The organism is Lysinibacillus sp. FJAT-14222, assembly GCF_001278875.1.
Lineage (GTDB): Bacteria > Bacillota > Bacilli > Bacillales_A > Planococcaceae > Lysinibacillus > Lysinibacillus agricola.
The window spans coordinates 299,269-322,949 of sequence record NZ_LIYL01000010.1; the positions used below are offsets into that span (position 1 = coordinate 299,269).

The window sequence follows — 23,681 nt, forward strand, 5'->3', positions numbered from 1 at the left end:
TGCAACTATTCACTTTGCGAGTAGTGAATATGCTTAGACATAATCATAACATGTGGTTGATTTCAGTTCCGCCTGGGCGCTTTGTTGCTGTCGCTTCGCTTTCGCACAGATAAAACAATTGTAGCTGCCGCTTTGCTTTCGCTACAGATAAAACAATTGCTGCCGCTTCGCTTTCGCACAGAGCAAAGCTTCCGGGAGCGTCTGATGAGCCGCTACAGGGTCTCATCTGTGACGCTGTGATCCCCAAGGAGTCGCCCAGTCGGAACGAAGATCAACTTAATACGTAGCCCGTAGCGTAAATCAGCATCTTCAAAATAATGAAGATGGATAAAAATAGTTAAACAACATACTTAATAGAGGGTATTTCTTTCGTAGAAAATCATTGCTCTGCTATAATGAGTGCAGCAGGCGACAAAATACGCCAATAGTGAATACAATTGAAATGAGAGGATACTAATGGATAATTTTCTAGTGACATTAATATTTATGGCAATCATTGGAGCTGCAATTGGTGGTGTAACAAATCATTTAGCCATTAAAATGCTTTTCCGACCACATGAAGCTATCTATATAAAAAATTGGCGAATGCCTTTTACACCAGGTCTTATTCCCAAACGACGTGACGAATTAGCAAGGCAACTTGGACTAACGGTTGTGAATTATTTATTAACACCTGAAACCTTTAGAAAGAAATTTTTCTCAAAGGATATTCAGGAAAAGGTTGAAGAGTTTGTACAAACAAAGGTAGAAGAAACGATTTTTACAAATGATAAAACGATTCAGGATTGGCTAACATTAGCTGGATTTTCCAATATGCCAGCAACAATTGAACAGAAGGTAGAAGCAATTGTTGAGGGACAATTTGAATCAATTAAGAATACACTATCAACGAAATCAATTCGTACACTATTATCAGCAGATATTCAAAATACAATTGATGCAAAGATTCCAGTAGCCGTTAACCATATTTTAGAAAAGGGTGAGGATTACTTTTTATCACCTGAGGGCGAACTGACGATTAAGGCAATGATTGATGACTTCTTATCGTCAAAAGGATCGCTTGGTGGAATGATTAATATGTTTTTAGGTGATTCTTCTTCGCTCGTGGCAAAGGTTCAGCGTGAGCTTATAAAATTTATGCAGTCACCAGGAACATCAGAATTACTAACGAAAATTTTTACTCAGGAATTGGAGAAATTAAAAGAGCGCCCAGCGATGGATTTCTTACAGGATATTCGTTTTGAACCCATTTTATCGAAATTGCAAACTTACGTAAAAGAACAATTAGCAGTTGAAGAGCGCTTGAATCAACCTATTTCGCATTACTGGCCAGAAGGTAATACATGGATGAAGGAAACAGTAATTCCACAAGCTATCGAAAAAGCGTTTGTAAAAGCTGAAGACAAATTAGAAGATGTTTTGAAACGCTTAAATTTACAAGAAGTAGTACGTGAGCAGGTTGATTCTTTCCCTGTATCGAAATTAGAGGAGCTTGTACTAGGTATTTCAAAACGAGAGTTTAAAATGATTACAGTACTTGGTGCAGTTCTTGGTGGGTTGATTGGGATTGTGCAAGGGTTGATTGTCTACTTTATTTAAAAAGGAGAATATGTTTATGATTAATATTTACAATGACATTAATGAGTTAGAGGCAACTTTCCGTAAGACACCTGAATTTGAAGTGTTGAAAGAAGCGGTGGCAGTTGTTAAGGAAGATGAAGAGGCATTAAATCTATTCAAAAATTTCCGTAAGATTCAAATTGAACTACAGAAAAAGCAATTAGCTGGCGAGGATATGCTGGAAGATGAGCTTATATATGCACAAAAAGCTTTACAGCTAGCACAGCAAAATGAAAAAATTTCCTCAATGCTTGAGGCAGAAATGAAGCTGAGTAAACTAATTGAAGAGGTAAACCGCATTTTAATAAAACCTATACAAGCATTGTATGAAGAAATTTAACAGCGTTTTTTAGTAGGAATATTACTTTAACCTACGCAATAGTTGGCCTAGCGGCGATGTTAAATGTCCAAGCGGCGGAAGGGTAGGATTTACCGGCGCTATTAAGAGTCCAAGCGGCGGTAGAGCATAATCTACCGGCGCAATCAAGAGCCCAACCGGCAGAAAAGCAGATTCTCTCATCGATCTTATCAAATAGCTCCTTTAGGAATAAATATACCAATAGTTGCACATATAACAAGTAAGAAAGAAAACGTGTTTCCGCAAGCCGGAGCACGTTTTCACTTTAAGGCTCAATATCGGAGGTTATACTATGCATGTAATCATTGAATGGACCTATAAAACGCAAAAGGGTGCAGAAACTGTTCTGCGTTCAGAAGAAATGCCTGCAGCTCAAGCATTACTACTAGCAGAGGACATGGAGCGGACAGGGAGAGTAAAATCACTGCATTGTATCGATCGACAGGATACAAGTTGGTCTTTAAAGGAACTAAAGGCATATTTAAAGGAAATTGACACTGAGCCACACAATATTACAGTCTATTTTGATGGCGGCTTTGATCGTGCAACAAAACAATCGGGGCTAGGCTGTGCTATTTATTATGAACAAAATGGCAAGCCATATCGATTAAGAAAAAATGCTTTTTCGTCGGAGCTTAAAACGAATAATGAGGCAGAATATGCTGCGCTTTATTTGGGGGTAGTTGAGCTTGAACTATTAAACGTTCACCATTTGCCCGTTTGTTTCACTGGTGATTCCCAAGTAGTCATCAATCAATTGAGCGGGGAATGGCCAGCACTTGAAAAGGATTTATCGAGCTGGGCAGATAAAATTGATGTAAAGCTGAAAGAGCTCAGTATCCAGCCAGAGTACAAACTTATATCACGTAAAGAAAATTCTGAAACCGATCGCCTTGCAACTCAAGCATTAAACGGTATAGATATCACTGGGTTAAAGGAAATTGTAAAGGAATAATTATGGACCTGACTACTCCCACAGCTAAAGCAGTGGGGTTCTTATATACTTAAGAGAAGCGTTACAAAGCTCTCCACAGATGGTGTTGCCATGTCCTGTGTACAACATCTTTGATTTATCTTCTGTTCCATAAGACTTTCTTATTTACACAAAAAAGCACTTCATTCCTCCCACCTCTGAAGAAGTGGGCTTCCTGAAGCTCACTTCTGTGAGACAATCAAAATAAAACCACCAGTTTTTTCGAACTGGTGGTTTTTAACTTCTAAACTATTCTAAAGCATTCATTCCCAATGGACCCTAGTCGGAACGGAAATCAACCACACGTTATGGTGATGATCCCTAATTACTCCATTCATAACAGCTTTTACAAAAGTATTGACTGGAAATATCACCCATCATAAATTTTCCTGTTTTTGATGAAACTTTTACCATTATAAAACTACTACTACTATGAATCCAATAATAAGGAGAGATATTATGAACATGAAAAAATTTGCTCCAGCAGCAATGACAGCATTATTATTTGGAAGTGTAGTAGTACCAGTCGCTTCAGCAAATGAAAATCCTACAGAGGCAGAACAACAAGTTCCACAAATTCAACCTGTTCACATTTTCAACAATACGCATGGAACAGTTGAGAAAGTTAATGTTGGTGAAAGTATTACATATTTCACAGTAAAAGATGGAGATCAAACAAACATTTTAGAGGTAACTAAAGATACACTTGTTTTCGATAATACAGGTAAAAAAGTGGAACTTAAAGAAGGCGATAAAATAGTAGCTTATACACTTGCAAACAAGCCACAAAAATTAATTTATCCACCACAATTCGACCCTGATGTTGTCATTGTTGAAACGGAGGAAGCTGGATTTGTTGAAGTTGATTACTTCTTTGAAAACTTAACAAATACTTATGATATTTTAAAATTAAACATTGGTGAAAATACTGAGCTTTTAAATGCAAAGGGAGAGAAAGTTGCAGCAAAAGATTTAGCGGAGAAACACTTAGCTGTTTTCTATACGGCTTCAACAAAAAGTATCCCAGCTCAAACAACACCTTCGAAAGTATTTGTTCTTGATGACGAATCTAAAAATACTCCAGAAAATACTGTAGAAGCGGAAATAGCAGCAATCATCGCGGCAGATTATTATGAGGTAGATGGAACAAAGATGGTTCCGTTACGCTTGATTGCTGAAAAGCTTGGCTATACAGTAAAGTCAACGGGTAAAGGTGCAATAATTTCAAAAGGTAATTTATCTTACACAATTACTCTTGGAGAAAAAATGTTTGGTTATAACAAAGCATTACGCCCACTTAATGCAGCACCTGCTTTGTTAGAAGCGAATAAAACGTATGTGCCAGTTGAATTTGTAGAGGAATACTTAAAATAATTCGAAAAAACTCTGTAAAGGTAAGTATGCCTTTATGGGGTTTTTTGTGTTTTGTGAAGAATGTTTAATAAATGCCGAAAAACACTTTCTATATAAAAAATTCCCAAATTTAATTGTTATAGGAAACTTGAAAGAACAGTTATCGTCTTACTTTATGAAGAAAATGATTTTACTTCAGGAATTCAAACATAAGAGAGGATTTTATATGCAAAGGAAATCAAGTAGATCTAAAAGAACGAAACCAAAGAATAAAATATTGAAAATCTCCTTATTAGTTATTTCGATGTTACTCTTAACCGTAACTAGTTATGGAGCTTATGCGTTTGTTAAATTTAAAAATGCCTATGATAGTTCAAAGGTCGATTTAGATAGAGAAGGAAATAAATCAGACCTTAGAGAAGAGGATGTTTCATTTACAAAAGATCCTATCTCAATTCTATTATTAGGTGTTGAAGATTATTCTAGTAAGGCGGAGAATGGTCGAGCAGATACTCAAATGGTTATTACTTTAGACCCGGATACATCTGAAATTAACTTAATTACAGTGCCTCGAGATGCAAGAGTTAATATAGAAAATGCTGGGGAATATACGGGTATACATAAGATCAATGCCGCTTATAATTACGGATCAATTACAGGCTATGGGGCAATTAAACTTCAATTAGAGACAGTTGAAAAATTTCTTAATATACCGATAGACAACTTTATTGCAGTAAACTTTGATGGTTTTAGGGATATTGTCGATGCTTTAGGTGGAGTAATAATAGATGTAAAAGAGGATTTCTGGGAAGACAATATTTACGATAAAAAAAGGATAGAGTTTCATAAAGGTGAAGCACATTTAAACGGGGAAGAGGCACTTGCATTTGTAAGAATGAGATACAGACCTGTTAATGCTACATACTCACGCGAAGAGAGACAAAGACAATTTTTGACTGCAACAATTAATCAAGCAAAATCGACGAATACAATATTTAAAATTGGTCAAATTGCAGATATTTTAGGAAAAAACGTAGAAACAGATTTAAACCCTAAAGAAATTTACGCACTCCAAAAACAATATTTGAATTCCAAGAACTTATCTGTAAAAACGTTAGACATACAAGGGGAAGATCAGTATATAAATAATGTTTCTTATTATATACCCGATATGGAAAGCTTGGAGAAAGTAAGCATGAAATTAAGAAATATTCTTGAACTGAAAGAAGAAAATTTCAAAACAAATGCGGATATTGCTAGATAAAAGATGAGAATCCATTTTGATTAATTTTTTCAAAATGGATTTTTTGTATTATAAGCAAAATATTCTGTTATTATTTGTGGTTTTGCTTAACGTTATAAAAATTTGTTAAACTATTGGTACTATAATTTATGAGAGAAAAGAGCGAAGAAAATGAAAATCATTCACATAGATCAAAAATATCCTGAGGATTGGATTCGCGTATTAAATCATATTGCGAATTTATTTTTTGAGGATTCCAAGCTAAAAGTAGAGCCTGAAGAAACGGATATGGCAGTGTCTTTCGAATATAACGTTGGCGATGATTTCTCACTGTCGACCAAAGCAGTTCTAAAGGTAGATGGTAAGCGTTATACGAATGATTACCGTATTCAATACGAATCTGGGGCTGAAGGACGTGAACTAAATATTCGTATGAAGCGTGCTTTGTCTCACGTATTTTTAGATGTGCTAGAGCAACATACGGGAATGCATCAGCAATGGGGGATTTTAACAGGTGTGCGTCCGACTAAGCTTTACCATAAATTTCGAATGGCCGGGAAGAGCGAGGAAGAAATTGCGGATATCCTTATTCGTGATTTCCGTCTGTCAGAGGACAAGGTGACGCTACTAAAAGAAATAGTTGCTCGTCAGTTAGTGACGATCCCTGACATAGATAAAATCGGTAAAGAAATAAGTATCTATATCGGCATTCCTTTTTGCCCGACTAAATGTGCCTATTGCACGTTCCCAGCTTATGCGATTGGCAGCAATAGAAAGCAGGGGCGTGTCGCTACATTTTTAGATGGGCTGCATATTGAATTACGTGAAATGGGGAAATGGCTGAAGGAAAATGACATGAAAATCACGTCCATTTATTGGGGTGGGGGTACACCGACATCTATTGAGGCACATGAAATGGATGCATTGTATCAGACGATGAATGAATGCTTCCCACATCCTGAAACAATCCGTGAAGTAACAGTTGAAGCGGGCAGACCTGATACGATTACGCCTGAAAAACTAGAAGTGTTAAAAAAATGGGGTATTGACCGAATAAGTGTCAATCCACAATCTTATACAGACGAAACACTGAAAGCAATTGGTCGTCATCACACAGTACAGGAAACGATTGATAAGTTTTGGCTAGCACGTGAATCGGGCATGAATAATATTAATATGGATTTAATTATTGGTTTACCGAATGAAGGGGTTGAGGAATTCCAGCATTCGTTAGAGGAATCTGCAAAAATGCAGCCAGAATCGCTAACGGTACACACTTTGTCATTTAAGCGTGCATCGGAAATGACACGTAACAAGGCTAAATATAAGGTAGCAGACCGTGATACTGTTGCACAAATGATGCATATGGCACAAGTATGGACGAAGGAAAATGATTATGTACCATACTATTTATATCGTCAAAAAAATATTTTAGGCAATTTAGAAAATGTCGGCTACAGTAAAGTTGGCGAAGAAAGCATCTATAATATTGTCATAATGGAAGAAGTACAGACAATCTTAGGGATTGGGTGTGGAGCTTCCTCTAAATTTGTTCATCCCGAAACAGGGAAGATTACGCAGTTCCATAATCCAAAGGATCCTGCTGCCTACATCATGACGTTCGAAGATGCAATCGGTAAAAAAATCGAGTTTTTAGATGAATTGTATAAGGCATAAAAAATGATGGCAATCTGACGTGTGTTCAGATTGCCTTTTTGTTCGATAAAACTCGAAAACGTTCCGATAAATTCGTATATTGTTCCGATAAAAATGGAAAACATTCCGATAAATCCACATAATGTTCCGATAAAATCTCAGGAATGTTTTAAGTCTGAATTATAATGATTATAAAAGCTTAACTTCAATGATTGGGGGTATAAAATATGAAAGTCATTATTAGTCCAGATTCCTATAAGGGGACTTTGTCGGCCATCGAGGTGGCTGATGCAATGCAAGCAGGAATCTTAGATGTTAATCAATCGATTGAAACAATTATTCTACCAGTTGCAGACGGAGGAGAAGGTACATTAGAATCACTTGTTGCCTCAACAGATGGTCAATATATTTTACAACATGTGCTTGACCCATTGGGCAGAGAAATTGAAGCGAGATATGGTGTGCTCGGTGATAATGAAACATGTGTTATTGAAATGGCTCAGGCATCCGGTATTATGCTGTTAAAGGACAGTGAAAAAAATCCTGAGCTAGCATCAACGTACGGGACGGGGCAGTTAATCAAGGCTGCTCTTGATAAAGGGTTTAGGAAGTTTATTATCGGAATTGGGGGTAGTGCTACAAATGATGCTGGTATTGGCATGTTAAATGCGCTTGGACTGCAATTAAAAAAAGAAGATGGCACTTTAATTGCTGATGGGGTGTCGGCATTATTAGATTTAGCGTCAATTGATACTAGTCAGTTAGATTCCAGATTGGCTGAAGTAAAATTTATTGTTGCATGTGATGTTGATAATCCATTGATTGGAGAGCGGGGGGCAACAACTATTTTTGGACCTCAAAAAGGTGTAAAAGAGCATCAAATGGCTTATTTTGATAGCTGCTTAAAGCAGTTTGCAGACATTGTTGAACAGCAATTTGACATCCGCCTGCACGACTATAAAGGTGCAGGCGCTGCAGGTGGAATGGGAGGTGCATTAATAGCTTTTTTAAACGGCAGTTTTCATGCAGGTATTGATATTGTGATCGACGCCGTACAGCTAAAAAAACATTTAGAAGGTGCCGGGTTTGTTATGACAGGTGAAGGCAAATCAGATCGTCAAACATTACATGGGAAAGCACCATTAGGAGTGGCGAAGGCTGCGAAATTAGCGAATGCACAGACTGTCTTATTGTCAGGGGCAATAGATAAAAATGATAAACCTGAATTACTCGAATATTTTACTGTTGTTGAATCATTAGTAGATGAAAATATTAGTGTTCAGCAGGCAATGCAAGAACCTTATTATTTTATTCGCATGAAAACTAAGAAAATGCTTGAGAATTATATACAAAATGGATGTAAATTCGGAGCTGGGGATGACGTTTATTAACGTAGCAACTTATAGAATCACCCTCCTGTTATGGATTTTAGTTTAATTGAAATAGAGAGCAGCCATGGTTAGCTCTCTTTTTTGTATAATAGAAAAGTAGAAAGGAAGTTAGTAGATGAAAAAATTAATAGTAATGCTCCTTTGTATTTTTTTATTAGCAGGCTGTACGGAGACATTAAATACGGAGAAAGTATCCGTCACTGCGGGACATGAAATGCGTGTCCATTTTATTAATGTAGGACAAGGAGATTCGATTTTTATTGAGTCGCCAAACGGCAAGACGATGCTTGTTGACGGAGGTGTTAAAGGAGCTGGTCAACAGGTTGTTTCGTATTTGAAGGAACTTGGTGTGAACAAGCTCGATATAGTGGTCGCTACACATCCTGATGCAGACCATATCGGTGGTTTAATTCCTGTGTTAAATTCGATAGATATTGGACAATTTTATGATTCAGGGAAAGTACATACATCTCAAACCTTTGAAGAGATGCTGACACTTATTGATACGAAGAATATTCCTTATAATGTTCCAAAAACAGGCGATAGCATAGCGTTTGATGATGATCTTAATGTGAAGGTGTTAAACGCCAATGAAAATGCAACAGATAATAATGATGCTTCCATTGTCTTAAAAATTGCATATGGTAATGTATCGTTTTTATTAACAGGTGATGCGGGTGTTGCGTTGGAAAAAGAGATGCTACAGTACGATGTGAAGTCGACTGTGCTAAAGGCGGGGCATCACGGTTCTAACACGAGTAGCTCGGCGGAGTTTATACAGGCAGTACATCCTGAGGTGACAATTTTAAGCTATGGAGAGGGAAATAAGTATGGTCACCCTCATACGGAAGTGGTTGAGCGTCTACAAGCAATTGGCAGTAAAATTTACGCAACCGCAGACGCTGGGACTGTTATCGTATCAACAGATGGGGTAAACTATGACGTGAATTCGAAAGAAATGTCAGGAACAAGTGTCAAAGCACCATCAACTAGTGCGAGCGTTGAGATTGTTAGTAAGGACTTAATAGAAGAAATTGTAGGCATTAAAAATAATGGTAGTGAAGCAGTGTCCTTAAAAGATTGGCAGCTTATATCAATTGAAGGGTATCAAGTTTTTAACTTCCCAAATGTATCATTGCAGCCAGGGAAAACAATTTATGTCACAAGTGGTACAAATGCACGGGAAGGTCAAAACTATTTAAAGTGGACAAAAAAACAGATTTGGCTGAATGATGGGGATGCTGCACAATTACGTAATGCGAAAGGGGATATTGTCAGTGAGCTCGACTAAATACACCTTAGACCGTATTGAAGATGGATATGCAGTTTTCTTGAAGTACCCAGAGGAAGAGGAGCAAATTATTATCTTACAGTCCGCCATGAATAAGCCAGTACAGGTGGGCGATCGTGTGCTTATTGAAGAAATTGATGGCATCTATCAAATTGAAATTTTAAAAGAAGAAACTGAGCAGAAAAAGGCTGAAATACAAAGCTTAATGGATAGATTACGTAAGAAAAATCAATAGTTATAGAATGAAGAATAGGCTGGGATTAGGCTAATCACTAAAAGTGGCGGATGGCATTTGTTAAAATGGATACCTTGTAATATGTTGATTGTAGTGGAGGCTGGGCGACTCCTTGGGGATCAGCGTCACAGATGAGACCCTGGAGCGAGCAACGCGAGTGAAGCGGCTCATCGGACGCCCCCAGGAAAGCGCCCAGCCGCAACGGAAATCAACCGTACGTTATGGGATGAGAAAAGCCTAAAACGCTATGCTAAATATTTTGAATATATGCTAAAATAATTATATTAAGAAGCTAGGAGCTGACACAATGTCCATTAACACAATTATTTTTGATTTAGATGATACGCTATTATGGGATAAAAAATCTGTCAAAACAGCATTTGAAAAAACATGTGAATATGCAGCAACAATACATAATGTGAATCCAGCTGAACTAGAGGAAGCTGTGCGTAAAGAATCACGTACGCTTTACGAAGGCTATGAAACATATGATTATACGGTGTTAATCGGTATTAACCCATTCGAAGGACTTTGGGGAACATTTGATGATCCAACGGAATCTTTCCAAAAAATGAAAGATATTGTGCCAGGATATCGTACAGAAGCATGGACAAAGGGCTTAGCAGCTCTTGGAATTGATGATGCGAAGTTAGGAGCAGAGCTAGGGGAACGTTTTGTGGCAGAACGTAAAGTGTCTCCATTCTTATATGAGGATACTTTTGCCGTGCTAGATGAACTAAAAGGAAAGTATCAACTCGTATTACTGACAAATGGAGCACCAAGTCTACAAAATTTAAAGCTAGAAATAACACCAGAAATCGCGCCATATTTTGACCATATTATTATCTCTGGTGACTTTGGTAAAGGGAAACCAGATGCCTCTATTTTCGAGCATGTCATGGAGAAAGTGGGCATTATAGCAGATGATGCGATCATGGTTGGAGATAACTTAAATACTGATATTTTAGGCTCATCTCGTGTTGGTATGCGTAATGTTTGGATCAATCGTGAAAACAATGTACCAAATGGCGTTGTTACTCCAACATATGAGGTCGATTCTTTAACTGCATTATTAGAACTTGTAACTAAGCTGTAAGCAAAAGGATAAATATAAATTAAGGCGTATCAATAAACAAGGGTTGATTCTCCTCGTCACTACGTTCCTGCGGGGCTTTCCGCGCAAGCTCATCCCGCAGGAGTCGCCACTCTCCGTGAAAAATCAAAGGTTCCTCATCATTAGTATGAGAAGAAGAGCTGAAACAAAATAGTGTTTGTCTACAGTCTGAAATGTACTGATTCATTAAAGGATCAGTACATTTTTTTGTTTTTTAAAATTTGTCGAAACATTTGCTGTTCGGATAAAATGAATTGTCTGAAAAAATAATTTATACTAATATTGATAATAAAAGTAAACACTTTGAATCTAGTGATTTCAATTTAAGAAAGCGCTTTCTTCAAATCGATTTAGAGAAAATGTACAAGCCTAGTCGTTGTAAGAATAAATATATTGGATTACATGTTTATGGGGGTGTATATGATGAAAGCAAATCGTTTAGTGTTTGAAAATGCCATTGATATTAATCCACGCTCAGGCATCATAAAATTCAATGGGAATCGAATGATCTTAAAATCAGCTGAGGCTCTTGGGTTTTTTAGGCGCGATATCATTCAAACGTTGAATATGGAGCGAGCAAAAGGGTTTTTATTACGCTATGGTTGGGCATGCGGCTATAGTGCTGGTGACTCTATTGAGAAGATGTACAATTGGAAAGAGTTAAAAGAGTTAATAAGAGCTGGCGCAGCGATTCATACATTAGAGGGCGTTGTCAGTGTAGAAATTGATGTATTGGAAATAAGCGACGATAAATTTGAAATGGAAGGTAAGTGGTTCCATTCTTACGAGGCGGAGGAGCATGTCCGCCATTTTGGCTTTAGTGACGAAAGCGTATGTTGGACATTAATCGGTTACGTAGCAGGTTTTCTAGCAAAAACCTATCCAAAGGAGATTGTCGTTTTTGAAGAAAAGTGTCGTGGTAAATGTGATGACTATTGTAAATTTGTCGTTCGAACCAAAGAACATGCTACAGCAGAGCAATTAGATTTATTACGATATTTTCAAGAAACTTCCTTAGCTGACGAATTAGATGCTACGTATAACGAATTAAAAACGCTGAATAATTCTATCCTGCATTCTGACACCATCCACAAACAAATGACACATGCAATGCTTGAAGGTTATACATTGAATCAACTTTTACATCTTTTAAGTGATGCGTTGCAATGTAGTGTAACAATAGAACGTAGATATTTAATGAAACCAGTTGGCTATTATTTTATGCAGAAGGATGGTGAGGAACTCTATATAGAAAGAAGTAGTAAGAAAAAAGAACTTCGACATGAATATGAGATTATGACTATGAAAAAACAATTGGGGACTTTAGTGATTCTTAGTTATAATGATTTAACACGAGAGCAGGAAATGATTATTGAACGCGCAGTGACGGTCTTCTCAATTTATTTATATACACAGATGCAAATTGCCCAATCGCAGTGGCAAAGAAAGTCCGATTTTTTAGATGAAGTCATGACTAGACAATCTTCCACAGAGGCACTCATTAAAAAGGCACGTAGTATTTTCTATTTTGATCCGAGTAAAAATAATCGTGTCATCGTGATAACATCTGAGCATGAGGAACCAGAAACTTTGCATAGCTATTTAATGACAGAGTATTTAAATGTGGAGTGCTTTATTAAAAATCAAGAGGTTCTGCTTATTCTAGAGGATTGTGAAAAGAATATCGAATATATGTCAGACTTTGTAAGCATATTATCGAAACGATTAAAAGAGCAATTCAAACAATCTATATTCCAAATTGGCGTAGGGAAAAATGCCGAAAAGTTAGAGGAAATAGGAAACAGTCACAACGAGGCAAGACTGATTTGTCAATTTCTACAATCTGCCGCACCTGGACAGACACAATCTGCTATTTACGAAAACTTTCAGCACATAATGCTTTTTTTAAAGACGACAAACCCAAAGGAGCTTTTACAGTTTTATGAAGTGGTACTGGGCCATCTATTAAAATATGATGAGCAAAATAATGCAACACTTGTCCATACGCTAGAGGTTTTTTTAAACCACAGTGGTAATGTCAATAAAACAGCAAAGGCTTTGAGTCTATCAATCCCTGGTTTTCGTTATCGAATGGAAAAAATTGAAGCTTTATTGCAAGAAGATTTACGTACAGGAGATGGACGTTTCCGATGTCAGTTAGCCTTGAAAATCTATTATGTAATTAAAACGTTAGAAAATAAGAAGTAAGAAAAGTCAGCGGAATTGCTGGCTTTTTTCTATTTCTCGCATATATTTCTTTCAAATTTTAAAGAAAGGAAACAGAATACCATACTTTTTATAAATTATCTAAAAATTCAAAAACTATTACATTTAAATAGACATGTCAAACAAGAAAAAATAGTTGTAGGGGGAAAGGGAATGGTTGTAAAGCAAGGTACGAAGCCATTGACAGGGCAGGAATATTTAGAAAGTTTAAAGGATAGTCGGGAAATTTGGTTACATGGTGAACGTGTAAAGGATGTCACGACCCACCCAGCGTTTCGAAATTCGGCACGATCGATTTCACGTTTATATGATGCCATGCATGACCCAAAATACAAAGATATTTTAACTTGTGAAACGGATACGGGTAGTGGTGGTTATACCCATAGTTATTTCCGAGCAGCACGTAGCGCAGATGATTTAATTAAAGGACGAGATGCTATTGTTGCTTGGGCCCACCTTACATATGGGCAGATGGGTCGGACACCAGACTACAAAGCTTCATTCCTTGCAACTCTCGGTGGGAATCCTGAATACTATTCACCTTACCAAGAAAATGCAAAGCGTTGGTACAAAGAATCACAGGAGCGCAATTGGTTCTTTAATCATGCAATTGTGAATCCGCCTGTAGATCGACATAAAGATGTCCATGAAGTAGACGATGTTTTTATCCAAGTGGAACGTGAAACGGACGAAGGTTTGATTATTAGTGGTTCAAAGATGGTGGCTACTGGTTCAGCTATTACTAATTACAATTTTGTTGGCACATATGGATTACCAATCAAAGATAAAAAATTTGCTGTTGTCTTTATTGCACCAATGGATGCACCCGGTGTGAAGCTTATTAGTCGTGCATCGTATGAAATGACATCTGCAATTATGGGGAGTCCATTTGATTATCCGCTAAGTAGCCGTTTCGATGAAAATGATGCAGTACTTGTATTCGAGCAAGCACTTATTCCATGGGAAAATATTTTAATTTATGAAGATATGCAAAAGACCACTTCATTCTTTGTAGAAAGCGGTTTCATTAATCGCTTTACTTTCCAAGGTGTCACTCGCTTAGCGGTAAAATTAGATTTTATTATTGGTGTATTGTTGAAAGCATTAAAGACAGCGGGCACTGATCAATTCCGTGGTGTACAGGTGCATATCGGGGAAATTATAGCTTGGCGTCATATGTTCTGGTCATTAAGTGATGCGATGGCACTGAATCCTGAGAAAAAAGAAAATGGCATCGTTATTCCGAATTTAAGTGGTGGATTCGCCTATCGCGTATTTTTACAGGAAGGTTGGCCGAAGATTAAAGGCATCATTCAGCAGATTGTGGCAGGGAATTTAATCGTTCAGCCATCTAGTGCAAGAGATTTTTTAAACGAAGAATTCCGTCCGACATTAGATAAGCTCTATCGTGGTTCAAATGGTATTGAAGCCCTTGAAAAAATTAAAACAATTAAGCTACTTTGGGATGCGATTGGTACTGAATTTGGTGGTCGAGGTGAATTATACGAACGTAATTATGCTGGAAATCATGAAGATATTCGATTACAGACATTGTTTGGGGCACAAGGCAGCGGTAAAACAGATGAGTTTATAGCGTTTGCTGAGCAATGTATGGCAGATTACGATTTAACAGGGTGGACAGACCCTACGTGGGTTAATCCAGATGATGTGAATTATTTTACAAATAAATAGTGATAACAATTAGGGGGAATGTTTGATGTCAAATTTTGATGTAGCACAATTAGCGCATGTGGAGCTTTTTACACCAAAGCCAGAGGAATCTTTAAAGTTTTTCACAGATTATATGGGGTTACAAATTACTGCACGTGAAGGGCAATCGGTTTATTTACGAGGCTATGAAGACTTTTATCATCACACACTAAAGCTTACGGAAGGAAAAGAAGCTGGTCTTGGACATTCGGCATGGCGTGCAAGTTCACCAGAAGCGCTAGAGCGTCGTGTCGCATCTTTAGAAAAAAGTGGCTATGGTAAAGGGTGGATCGATGGTGATTTAGGTCATGGTCGTGCCTACCAATTCGTCACACCAGATGGACACAATCAAGAAATTTTGTGGGAAGTAGATTATTTCCAACCAGCTGAAGATCAAAAAACATTATTAAAAAGTCGTCCACAAAAACGTCCATTAATGGGTGTTCCAGCGCGTCGTTTAGATCATATCAACTTAATGTGTAGAGACGTGGCAAAAAACCGTGAGTTTATGTCCGAGCATTTAGGCTTCAAGTTACGTGAACAAATTGTCTTGAACAATAATGAAGAAATCGGTGCATGGATGAGTGTTAGCCCACTTGTACATGAGGTAGCGTTAATGAACGACCAAACTGGCAATAGTGGCCGCTTCCATCATATTGCATTTTGGTATGGTTATCCACAGCACCTAATGGATACAGCAGATATTTTTGTAGAAAACGGCATTCAAATAGAAGCAGGGCCTGGTAAGCATGGTGTCAGTCAAGCGTACTTCATGTACGTGATGGAGCCTGGTGGCAACCGAGTTGAACTATTTGGCGATTCAGGCTACTTAATTTTCGATCCTGATTGGAAGCCAATAACATGGCGTGAAAATGAGTTAGATGAAGCGATTGTTTGGTATGGTTCTCCACTACCGAATGAGTATTTCTTATATGGTACACCAGATCGATCAGTAAAGGTTCCTGTGAAATAAACAATAGTAGTTCATCGCCAAAAGTTAGCGATAATATTTGTTAAAAAACGTATGTCGTGTATATAAGTTGATCTTCGTTACGACTGGGCGACTCCTTGGGAAAGCGTCTAGTCGGAACGGAAATCAACCCACGTGATGATGATGAGCCAGTAATAGTTTGACCCGAAAAATTTACATCGCTGTCTCAAATACTACTTCAGAGTATTTGAGACAGCACTAAATCATAAGGAGGTTATGTAATGGAGGATCGTTTGTTTAGGAATGCGATGGGGAAATTTGCAACAGGTGTCACAGTAATTACAACAAATGTAAATGGCAGTATTCATGGTATGACTGCAAATGCGTTTATGTCTGTTTCTCTTGATCCAAAATTAGTTGTCATCTCTATTGGCGAAAAGGCCACTATGCTTAAGCATATCCAGCATAGTGGAACATTTACTGTCAATTTTTTATCAGCACAGCAGCAAGAGCTGTCCATGCTATTTGCCGGACAAATCAAAGAAAAGCGCCATGTAGCATTCGGTGATTTACAAGGTGCACCAACAATTGAAGGCGCTATTGCACAAGTAAGCTGTGAGGTCGCAAGCACGTATATGGAAGGGGATCATACGTTATTTATCGGACGAGTGAAAAACATTCATCTAGAAGACGGGGAGCCATTGTTATTCTTTAATGGACAATACGGTGCATTATCAGCAGAAACAACGCTACAGGTCTAGGAGGTTAGATATGGATAGACAACTATATGCAGAGAAATTACAGGAAGCTGAGGCAACGAAGCAACCGATCAATCCGCTATCATCTACTGTTCCAGACATAACTGTAGATGACGCTTATGCTATTCAATTACTTCAAATTGCTGCAAAGCAACAAGAGGGGAAACAAATTGTCGGTAAGAAGATTGGTTTAACGAGTAAGGCGATGCAGCAGCAATTTAAAGTTTCAGAGCCAGATTACGGTCATATTTTATCGGATATGGTAGAGGTCGATGGTGCAACGATCTCACTGAATCATTTCATTCAACCAAAGTTGGAATTTGAGATTGCGTTTGTTTTGAAGAAGGACTTATATGGACCAAATATTACAGTGGAGGATGTTATTGAGGCGACGGATTACATTGTCCCTGCACTAGAAGTAATTGATAGTCGTATAGTGGATTGGAAAATTCGTTTTGAAGATACAGTCGCAGACAATGGTTCCTCCGCCATGGTGATTATTGGTGGAACGCCTACAAAATTGCTAAATGTAGACTTACCACATATCGGCATGAATGTTTACCGTAATGGTGAGTTGTTTGATAGTGCCGCCGCTGCCGCTGTTATGGGTGATCCATTACGTGCAGTTGCATGGTTAGCAAATAAACTGAGTAAATATCATATCGGTTTGCAGGCGGGGGAATTTGTGTTAGCAGGCGCATTAACAGCGGCAGTCACAATTGAGGATGGAGATACGTTTACGGCAGAGTTTGCCCATCTAGGTGCTGTGTCCGCTACGTTTAGGCTGAAGGAGGAGAAATGAAGATGGCAAAATTGAAAGTTGCGATTTTAGGCTCCGGTAATATCGGTACAGATTTAATGTACAAAATTGAGCGTAGCGATTATTTAACAATGAGCGTCATGGTAGGAATTGACCCTGATTCTGAGGGAATTCAACGTGCAAAGGCTCGTGGCTATCATACAATCACGAATGGAATTGATGGCTTAGTGGTATGTCCTGAGCTCTTTGATATTGTGTTTGATGCCACAACGGCAAAGGCACATTCTATACACAGTGAGAGAGTGCTCGCTCTTGGCAAAAAGATCATTGATTTAACGCCAGCTGCTATAGGCCCATTTGTTGTGCCATGTGCTAATTTGGAAAAATTCGCGACGGCCGATAATGTCAATATGGTGACATGTGGTGGCCAAGCGACTATTCCAATTGTCTATGCTATTAACCAAGTAGCTGATGTTGAATATGCGGAAATTGTTGCAGCGGTAGCAAGTAAAAGCGCAGGACCTGGTACACGGGCTAATATTGATGAATTTACACGAACAACAGCAAAAGCAATAGAGGACGTGGGCGGAGCAAATAGGGGGAAGGCCATTATTATTTTAAATCCAGCCGATCCGCCGATTATCATGCGTGATACTGTGCATGTTTTAGTGAATGAAGGTAATAAGGAACAAGAAATTATCAAAGCGATAGAAGATATAGTGCTAGCTGTTCAGCAATATGTACCTGGATATCGCATGACAAGTGCTCCTATTTTTAATAGTCAACAAGTATCAATCTTTTTAGAAGTGGAGGGAGCAGGGGATTTCTTCCCAACCTACTCAGGAAATCTCGATATTATGACGGCAGCAGCCGTACAAGTGGGGAATGAAATCGCTAAACAGCTACAGGAAACAGTGAAGGCGAACTAAGCGGAGGTGAATATAATGAAAAAATTAACCGTTTTAGATGTGACATTGCGTGATGGTAGTCATTCAATGCGCCATGCATTTACGGAGCAACAAGTGAGAGATGTAGCTCGTGGTTTAAAGAAGGCAAAGGTGAAATATTTTGAGGTATCCCATGGAGATGGATTAGGGGGCTCTTCTCTACAGTATGGCTTTTCGAAAGTAGATGAGCTGAAGTTAATTGAAGCGGCGCAAGAAGAATGTGGTGATTCGGCTATTTCTGTTTTAATTTTACCTGGCATTGGCGTAAAGGAAGATTTAAAAAATGCAGTGAAGGCTGGAGCAAAAATGGCCCGTGTGGCAACTCATGTAACCGAAGCAGATGTTGCTGGTCAACATATTTACTTAAGTCGAGAGCTAGGATTGAAAACAGTTGGATTTTTAATGATGGCGCATATGGCACCAACGTCTGTAATAGTAGAACAGGCGAAGTTATTTGAAAGTTACGGCGCTGAAATTATTTATGTGACGGATTCAGCAGGTGCCATGCTACCTCATGAGGTCAAGGAACGAGTAGCTGCATTAAAGTCGCATGTTTCTTGTGAAATTGGTTTCCATGCTCATAATAATTTATCACTTGCCATGGCAAATACGATAGCTGCTGTTGAAGCAGGTGCTACGTATGTGGATGGTAGTTTACGCTGTTTAGGTGCTGGTAGTGGTAATACACAAACTGAAGTAATGGTTGCTGTTTTCGATCGTCTTGGCTATGAAACAGGGATTGATTTATATAGTGCAATCGATGTTGCAAATGAAGTAGTTGCACCAATTATGCCACGTCCGCAAGAGATAACAGGCTCTAGTTTAATGATGGGCTACGCTGGTGTCTACTCTAGCTTTTTATTATTTACACAGGAAGCAGCGAAAAAATACAGCGTAGATGAACGTGAAATTTTAGTGGAACTTGGCAAAATGAAAGCGGTAGGTGGGCAAGAGGATTTAATAGCAGAAATTGCTCGTAAGATAGCCAATCATAATCAGACAGTATATTAGAAACGGAGGAACGAGCGATGATGAAAACCGATACGCTAGATCAAATTGCGTATGAGTTGTATAAAGCAGAGCGAGATGTGTCTGAGGTCACGAAATTTGTCGATCAATATCCAGAGCTGACGGTGGAAACAGCCTATAACATTCAAGACAAACTAATTGAACTAAAGTGCATGCATGAGCAAACAACCGTTTCAGGGTTAAAGCTTGGCTTAACGAGTAAGGCTAAACAACAAATGATGGGTGTACATGAGCCTTCTTACGGCGTGCTGTTAGCGAATATGGAGTTAAACGCACAACTGCCGATTTCCTTAAAATCTTTAATTCATCCGAAAATTGAGCCGGAGATTGCCTTTGTCTTTAAGCAGGATTTATTTGGTCCGATTGTGACCGTCGCACAAGTATTGGCAGCAACTGAGTATATTGCACCTGCAATGGAAATTATTGATAGTCGTTATTTAAATTTTAATTTTACTTTACCGGATGTAATTGCTGATAACTCTTCTTCTTCGCGTTACATAGTGAGTTCGGAAAAGTATGCGGTGAACGAAGTGGATCTTGTGAATATGGGCTGTATTTTCACGCAAAATGATGACATCTTTGCTACGAGTACAGCAGGTTCAGTTATGGGTCATCCAGCACGCGCCATCGCATGGATGGCAAATAAATTAATCGCTCGTGGACAATACGTTCGAGCTGGAGATATTGTGCTAAGTGGTGCGTTAACAGGCTCTGCAACAATGCATGCAGGGGATAATTTTTCGGTAAGCTTTGACGGAATGGAGTCGTTAATAATTCAAGTAGACCAATAGAGAAGGAGGAAGGTGAAATGCCATTTATTCAAGTAACATTTATTGAAGGTCGTACACCAGAACAAAAGGAACGGTTAATTGAAGAAGTAAGCAAAACCGTTTCTTCTGTATTCGACGCACCACTTGAATCGGTTCGTGTGTGCTTAAATGAAATCCCAAGCTCTCATTGGGGAATTGCAGGGAAGTCCATCCAACGTCGACAAAATGAATAATAAGGAGTGGTCTACTATGGGGAATACACAAGCGAAATTGAAAGAAGTTAAGCTATTTATTAATGGGGAATATGTAGAATCTTCTTCTCAAACATTGTTCGAGGTGAAAAATCCTGCGACCCAAGAGATTATTGCAAAAGTCCATGAAGCAAGCTTTGAAGACGTGGATCGGGCGTGTGAAGCAGCACGGCAAGCTTTTGAAGAAGGGCCATGGCGTACAATGCCTTTATCTGAGCGTTTGGCGAAAATTCGTCGGATGGCAGAAATTATTCTAGAACGCAAAGAGGAGTTAGCGCGCCTAGAAGCTTTAGATGTAGGTAAGCCCTATCAAGTAGCATTAGAACGTGAAATTCCACGGGCCGCAGAAAATTTGAAGTTTTTTGCTGATTTTATGGAACAGCAAGGCGGCGAAGTATACCCGATGGATGATGCTTATTTAAATTATACGCGCTATGAGCCAGTTGGGGTTGCTGCGTTAATTACCCCTTGGAATTTACCGTTTATGCTGACAACGTGGAAGCTTGGTCCATGCTTAGCTTCAGGGAATACAGCGGTCATAAAGCCAGCAGAAATTACACCATTAACCGTATCGTTACTTGGCGAGATTGCACAACAGGCGGGCATTCCAGACGGCGTGGTTAATGTTGTTCATGGCTTTGGAGTACAATCAGCGGGGGAATTTATGACGACACATCCTGAAGTCGATTTAATTTCCTTTACGGGGGAAACATCGACAGGGAAAGCAATAATGAAAAACGGTGCTGATTCATTGAAAAAAGTTTCCTTTGAATTAGGTGGTAAGGCGGCAAACATTATTTTTGAAGATGCGAATTTAGAAAAAGCCATCCCGGTATCGATTCAAGCAGCATTTATGAATTCCGGTCAAGTTTGTCTAGCGGGGTCACGCATTTTAGTGCAACGGACGATCTTGGATGAATTCCTTACGCGTTTTAAAGAAGCGGCTGCTGCATTAGTCGTTGGTGATCCGCAAAACGCAAAAACGAATATGGGGCCAGTTGTAAGTGAAACACATTATAACAAGGTAACAAGCTATTTAAGTATAGCTGAATATGAAAATTCTACGCTTATTTATGGCGGTGAACGTCCTGAATTACCAGCGCATTTAAGTACGGGTTATTATTTGCAACCGACAATTTATTTACAAGAAAATCCGCAAGCCCGCATTTGCCAAGAGGAGATTTTCGGCCCTATCGTGACAATTATCCCGTTTGATACGGAGGAAGAGGCACTTGCGATAGCAAACGGAACAGAGTACGGATTAAATGCAGTTGTCTGGACCGAAAACTTACAGCGTGCACACCGTATATCACATGATGTACGAGCAGGTACAATTTGGGTAAATTGCTGGTTTGTGCGCGACTTACGTGCTCCGTTTGGAGGCTTTAAAAAGAGTGGTATAGGACGTGAAGGAGGTCACCATAGCTTGGAATTTTTCACAGAAGCAAAAAATATATGTATTGCGTTGAAATGAAGGCTAGCAGTACCTGATTCGGAGGTGGTATCTCAGATTTTTTCTGGGATACTTTTTTTATTTGGTGTGAAAAAGCTGTCCAAGAACTTATTGGACAGCTTCTTTAATATAAGGAAATATATAGAAGTGTAAAGGCTGTTGCTATACATAGTTGAACAACGGCACTAGCTATTAGGTATCCTCGGGGTTCACCTGCTTTTTTACGATAGTAAATTTGCATAATAGAGTAGAGCGTAAATAAGCTGTATATACTTGTCGCGTGTATGGAATGCTTCAGTAAATAGATAGCAAATAAAATACCTGCAAATAATACTAACATAATAGCATTTGCGATGGCATGCTCAACTGTAGCTGCAAAAAAGCGTCGTTCAGTATGAGGCATTCTTTTTTTAGCCAGCCATAGTGTGAATTTTGTAAGTAATATAAAGATATTTGCTAAAATGATCTTGGTTGAACGTTTATCATCGTAGTAATACACTAGTGAATCAAATGAAGTGTCGAATTGAATTGCTTGCTCTGTTACGACATTAAAGAAGGTATCGTCATTTAGTTCCTTCCATTTCTCCTGAGTACCATCAGAATAGACAATCAACACGTCTTGAGGTGTAAAGTAACCATTAGCCTCCCACTGTTGAGCTGTTACTGAAACTGAAGATGCATGTTCCATTTGTTCTTGTAGCTGAGCTAAAAGTTGTTTTTTAGTATAGCATTGCTGAGGTACATAAAGGCATGAAGCTTTTGCTATAAACGTTTCTTTGTTTTCATTATTGTATACATAGACTTTAGTAATGGTTTTGTTTGTATCTACTGTGAGTGGAGAGTTCGCTGGCCCTTGGACAAAGGACAAAATTAAAATAGAAAGAACTGTGATAAAAAGCAGAGTCACTGCAGGTATTTTCCAAGCTTTTTTAATGGGTCGTTTTTCTACTGGATTAGGTGTAGTAATATGGTGCAGTATTTTTTCCTGCTGCTGCTTTGTTAACTTTAGGTCACGTAAATGTTGCCAGGATTCCTCATTGTTCTTCATCAAATTCACCTCCAAGCTGCTTTTTTAATGCAACAAGTGCACGTTTTAATGTGTTCTTTACCTTTCCTTCAGTCCAGCCGAGTACATCACATGTTTCCTGAATGGATAAGCCCTCGATTTTGCGTAAAATAATGACGTCTCGATAGGCGATCTTAAGTTTACTGATTGCAAGATAAAGCATCTTTGCATCCTCTTGCTGAATTAGCCATTGGTGTGGTGAGGTAGGCTCAAGCTCCTCATGATAGTTTAAAAACGGTACAAATTGAATAAGCCTTTTCCGACGGTAATGATCGTAGGCTAGATTGCGTGCAGTTCTCCTAAGCCAAGCGAGCTCTGCACCTTCTTTGATTGTCTGCTGATATTTGAAATAGCGGACAAATGTCTCCTGTGTGAAATCCTCCGCTAATTTCTCATCATTGAGTAAGTAATATAAGTATTTAAAAATGGTTTGATTATGTAAGTAAAATAGCTCTTCAAACGTCAAAATGTGCACCTCCTTTCTCTTAAAGACGAATAACTTGCCAAAAAGTATCGTTTTATCCAAAAAACGTACTTGCCAAAAAT

The 23,681-nt window shown here is 38.6% G+C and carries 23 protein-coding genes; 20 read left to right on the plus strand and 3 right to left on the minus strand.

Features of this window, described 5'->3' with window-relative positions; all coding sequences use genetic code 11:
- Positions 1 to 43: 43 nt before the first annotated feature.
- The gene (locus AN161_RS28570) at positions 44 to 226 is read right to left on the minus strand and encodes a hypothetical protein (protein ID WP_143114614.1); all 183 of its coding nucleotides are present in this window, start codon (positions 224 to 226) and stop codon (positions 44 to 46) included.
- Between the two features lie 230 nt (positions 227 to 456).
- Here AN161_RS28570 and AN161_RS05330 point away from each other — a divergent pair, with 230 nt between their 5' ends.
- The 20 genes from AN161_RS05330 to AN161_RS05425 all read left to right on the plus strand — a co-directional run bounded on the left by AN161_RS05330 (position 457) and on the right by AN161_RS05425 (position 22,090).
- Positions 457 to 1,599 carry a DUF445 family protein gene (locus AN161_RS05330; protein ID WP_053593324.1) on the plus strand — a complete coding sequence of 381 codons (1,143 nt, stop codon included), beginning with the start codon at positions 457 to 459 and terminating at the stop codon, positions 1,597 to 1,599.
- Between the two features lie 16 nt (positions 1,600 to 1,615).
- Positions 1,616 to 1,960 (plus strand): YlbF family regulator, encoded by a 345-nt coding sequence (locus AN161_RS05335; RefSeq protein ID WP_053593325.1) that lies wholly within the window; start codon positions 1,616 to 1,618, stop codon positions 1,958 to 1,960.
- Between the two features lie 310 nt (positions 1,961 to 2,270).
- Positions 2,271 to 2,933, plus strand: a complete 663-nt coding sequence (locus AN161_RS05340; protein WP_053593326.1) for a ribonuclease H family protein — start codon at positions 2,271 to 2,273, stop codon at positions 2,931 to 2,933.
- 477 nt (positions 2,934 to 3,410) lie between these two features.
- The gene (locus AN161_RS05345; protein WP_053593327.1) at positions 3,411 to 4,325 is read left to right on the plus strand and encodes a copper amine oxidase N-terminal domain-containing protein; all 915 of its coding nucleotides are present in this window, start codon (positions 3,411 to 3,413) and stop codon (positions 4,323 to 4,325) included.
- 46 nt (positions 4,326 to 4,371) lie between these two features.
- Positions 4,372 to 5,568, plus strand: a complete 1,197-nt coding sequence (locus tag AN161_RS05350; RefSeq protein WP_241774506.1) for an LCP family protein — start codon at positions 4,372 to 4,374, stop codon at positions 5,566 to 5,568.
- A 150-nt stretch (positions 5,569 to 5,718) separates the two neighbouring features.
- Entirely contained in the window at positions 5,719 to 7,224 is a 1,506-nt protein-coding gene (locus AN161_RS05355) for a coproporphyrinogen III oxidase (RefSeq protein WP_053593328.1), read from the plus strand.
- 206 nt (positions 7,225 to 7,430) lie between these two features.
- Positions 7,431 to 8,594, plus strand: coding sequence for a glycerate kinase (locus tag AN161_RS05360; RefSeq protein ID WP_053593329.1), 1,164 nt, complete (start codon positions 7,431 to 7,433; stop codon positions 8,592 to 8,594).
- 115 nt (positions 8,595 to 8,709) lie between these two features.
- Positions 8,710 to 9,885: an MBL fold metallo-hydrolase gene (locus AN161_RS05365; protein ID WP_053593330.1), complete on the plus strand. Its 1,176-nt coding sequence runs from the start codon at positions 8,710 to 8,712 to the stop codon at positions 9,883 to 9,885.
- Positions 9,872 to 10,120, plus strand: a complete 249-nt coding sequence (locus AN161_RS05370; protein WP_053593331.1) for a DUF3006 domain-containing protein — start codon at positions 9,872 to 9,874, stop codon at positions 10,118 to 10,120. Before AN161_RS05365 ends, AN161_RS05370 begins: the two co-directional genes overlap by 14 nt.
- A 307-nt stretch (positions 10,121 to 10,427) precedes the next feature.
- Positions 10,428 to 11,216 (plus strand): HAD family hydrolase, encoded by a 789-nt coding sequence (locus AN161_RS05375; protein WP_053593332.1) that lies wholly within the window; start codon positions 10,428 to 10,430, stop codon positions 11,214 to 11,216.
- A 438-nt stretch (positions 11,217 to 11,654) separates the two neighbouring features.
- Complete coding sequence (locus AN161_RS05380) at positions 11,655 to 13,442, plus strand: XylR N-terminal domain-containing protein (RefSeq protein ID WP_206743139.1); 1,788 nt, start codon at positions 11,655 to 11,657, stop codon at positions 13,440 to 13,442.
- 171 nt (positions 13,443 to 13,613) lie between these two features.
- A complete protein-coding gene (locus AN161_RS05385) occupies positions 13,614 to 15,152 on the plus strand; it encodes a 4-hydroxyphenylacetate 3-hydroxylase N-terminal domain-containing protein (RefSeq protein WP_053593334.1) in 1,539 nt (512 codons plus the stop codon).
- Positions 15,153 to 15,177: 25 nt separating this feature from the next.
- Complete coding sequence (locus AN161_RS05390; RefSeq protein ID WP_053593335.1) at positions 15,178 to 16,143, plus strand: catechol 2,3-dioxygenase; 966 nt, start codon at positions 15,178 to 15,180, stop codon at positions 16,141 to 16,143.
- Positions 16,144 to 16,382: 239 nt separating this feature from the next.
- A complete protein-coding gene (locus AN161_RS05395; RefSeq protein WP_053593336.1) occupies positions 16,383 to 16,862 on the plus strand; it encodes a flavin reductase family protein in 480 nt (159 codons plus the stop codon).
- A gap of 10 nt (positions 16,863 to 16,872) precedes the next feature.
- Entirely contained in the window at positions 16,873 to 17,661 is a 789-nt protein-coding gene (locus AN161_RS05400) for a fumarylacetoacetate hydrolase family protein (RefSeq protein WP_053593337.1), read from the plus strand.
- A 2-nt stretch (positions 17,662 to 17,663) separates the two neighbouring features.
- Positions 17,664 to 18,548 (plus strand): acetaldehyde dehydrogenase (acetylating), encoded by an 885-nt coding sequence (locus AN161_RS05405; protein WP_053593338.1) that lies wholly within the window; start codon positions 17,664 to 17,666, stop codon positions 18,546 to 18,548.
- A 15-nt stretch (positions 18,549 to 18,563) separates the two neighbouring features.
- The gene (gene dmpG, locus AN161_RS05410) at positions 18,564 to 19,577 is read left to right on the plus strand and encodes a 4-hydroxy-2-oxovalerate aldolase (protein WP_053593339.1); all 1,014 of its coding nucleotides are present in this window, start codon (positions 18,564 to 18,566) and stop codon (positions 19,575 to 19,577) included.
- A gap of 17 nt (positions 19,578 to 19,594) precedes the next feature.
- A complete protein-coding gene (locus AN161_RS05415; RefSeq protein ID WP_053593340.1) occupies positions 19,595 to 20,386 on the plus strand; it encodes a fumarylacetoacetate hydrolase family protein in 792 nt (263 codons plus the stop codon).
- A 17-nt stretch (positions 20,387 to 20,403) separates the two neighbouring features.
- Positions 20,404 to 20,598 carry a 4-oxalocrotonate tautomerase gene (locus AN161_RS05420; protein ID WP_053593341.1) on the plus strand — a complete coding sequence of 65 codons (195 nt, stop codon included), beginning with the start codon at positions 20,404 to 20,406 and terminating at the stop codon, positions 20,596 to 20,598.
- A gap of 16 nt (positions 20,599 to 20,614) precedes the next feature.
- Positions 20,615 to 22,090 carry an aldehyde dehydrogenase gene (locus AN161_RS05425; protein ID WP_053593342.1) on the plus strand — a complete coding sequence of 492 codons (1,476 nt, stop codon included), beginning with the start codon at positions 20,615 to 20,617 and terminating at the stop codon, positions 22,088 to 22,090.
- Between the two features lie 103 nt (positions 22,091 to 22,193).
- On the opposite strand, the gene AN161_RS05430 is transcribed toward AN161_RS05425, so the two are convergent.
- Both AN161_RS05430 and AN161_RS05435 read right to left on the minus strand, forming a co-directional pair.
- Positions 22,194 to 23,117 (minus strand): hypothetical protein, encoded by a 924-nt coding sequence (locus AN161_RS05430; RefSeq protein ID WP_053593343.1) that lies wholly within the window; start codon positions 23,115 to 23,117, stop codon positions 22,194 to 22,196.
- Positions 23,104 to 23,601, minus strand: a complete 498-nt coding sequence (locus tag AN161_RS05435) for an RNA polymerase sigma factor (RefSeq protein WP_053593344.1) — start codon at positions 23,599 to 23,601, stop codon at positions 23,104 to 23,106. The genes AN161_RS05430 and AN161_RS05435 overlap by 14 nt, the downstream gene beginning before the upstream one ends.
- Positions 23,602 to 23,681 lie beyond the last annotated feature (80 nt).